Origin of the sequence: Microcoleus sp. OTE_8_concoct_300 (genome assembly GCF_031383065.1) — a bacterium.
Lineage (GTDB): Bacteria > Cyanobacteriota > Cyanobacteriia > Cyanobacteriales > Microcoleaceae > Microcoleus.
The window spans coordinates 1-1316 of record NZ_JANMZH010000748.1 but is presented as its reverse complement, the minus strand read 5'-3'; the positions used below and the strand labels follow the sequence as shown (position 1 = coordinate 1316).

1 protein-coding gene is annotated in these 1316 nt (G+C 47.1%); it reads right to left on the bottom strand.

Going from position 1 to position 1316, the window contains the following annotated elements; genetic code table 11:
• Positions 1–279 precede the first annotated feature (279 nt).
• A complete protein-coding gene (locus ACUVJL_RS33400) occupies positions 280–1044 on the bottom strand; it encodes a sulfotransferase domain-containing protein (RefSeq protein WP_445249758.1) in 765 nt (254 codons plus the stop codon).
• Between the last annotated feature and the right edge of the window lie 272 nt (positions 1045–1316).

Sequence of the window (1316 nt, the reverse complement as noted above, 5' to 3'; positions counted from 1 at the left end):
CCCGCCCGTCCTTTTTGGACGGGCGGGACGCCCATCCCACAATAACAATTAAAATTGTAAGTTATTTAATTCGCGATCCAAAGAGCGCTCTCTTGGCAACTAAGTGCCTAAAAAATCTTTAACTATTGCACACTACGGATATTCGAGCGCGCGATGGGGTTGGAGGAGGCGGTGCCGTGCCCAAAGGGTCTTTTTAAGGGGGATGCGAGGGGGATCTGGCCTTGGCTATAAACGAGAGACACAAAGGTTTTTAGGCGATTGTTGACAGGAATGACATTATTAATCCCAGCCGAAATCTCGATCGCACAATTGGGCCAGTCTTTCGTTGTGCGATCGAAAATATGCTCTCAATTGCTGGTATACTGGCTCGCTGATGGGCGGATATTGGGTGGCGTTGTACTTTTCGTAGGTTTGTAGTTGGTGTGGCGGCAATTCGAGAAATTCGAGGACGGTGTTGAAGATTTCCGATGGGTTGCTATACAAGTCTTCGCTTTTGAGGATTGAGATTTGTGATTTGGGAAAAAGTTTCATCCAGGCTGGGAGTTGATCGGCGTAAATGCCGCGGCTTAGATAACTGTGGTGTTGGTGTTCGTAACTGTAGTAGTTTGGGTTGGCTAGGAGTTTTTCGATTTCGCCTTTGAGTCTTTCGGGCTCGGAGGCGATCGCCTCTTCTAATGATAGGGTTTCGTATTGTATTTTGATATAGTAATAATAGTGGGAAATTGCGCGTTCTACGGGGTTTCTCAGCAGGGCGATTATTTTAACTTGGGGACATAAATCATAAATTCGCCTTGGAACGTGCGGGTGAAATATGTAGTAAGGACTGGCTTCTCCGGTTATTTTGTGGGAACCGTTTTGGGGCTGGGGAAATTGGGCACAGTACCAGTCTGGGCTTTTGTCGAAGTTTAAGTCAAAATAATGTACTTCTTTTTGGGTGGCGGGGGCGATTTGAGGATGTTGGATTAGGTAGTTGTACAGGGATGTTGTGCCGCCTTTTTGGGTGCCGATGATGATGAAGTCGGGGGGTTTGGGAGTTTGTTTCATCAAAAATTTGGGTTTGAAACCCCGTCCTTTTAGGACGGCTTTACATTGGATGGGGGGAGGATTAGTCCCCCTTTTCTTGCTTGCTACCGCCTTGAATATACTGACGACGTTCGACGTTTTGTATTCGCCTTTCGCCTGGACAGTTACAGGCTCGTGCTTTTTACCTGTACGCATAGCAAGTGGCTGTAAGCCCGTGTGTATATATCCCTTCGCCGCTGACTATCCGAGAGGTTAAAAACTAGGGAAGCATTCTTAACGTCGCTTGGTGTACC

Excerpts from the sequence above, each read along its gene's own strand:
- ACUVJL_RS33400 (WP_445249758.1), bottom strand. The coding sequence starts at position 1,044 with ATGAAACAAACTCCCAAACCCCCCGACTTCATCATCATCGGCACCCAA.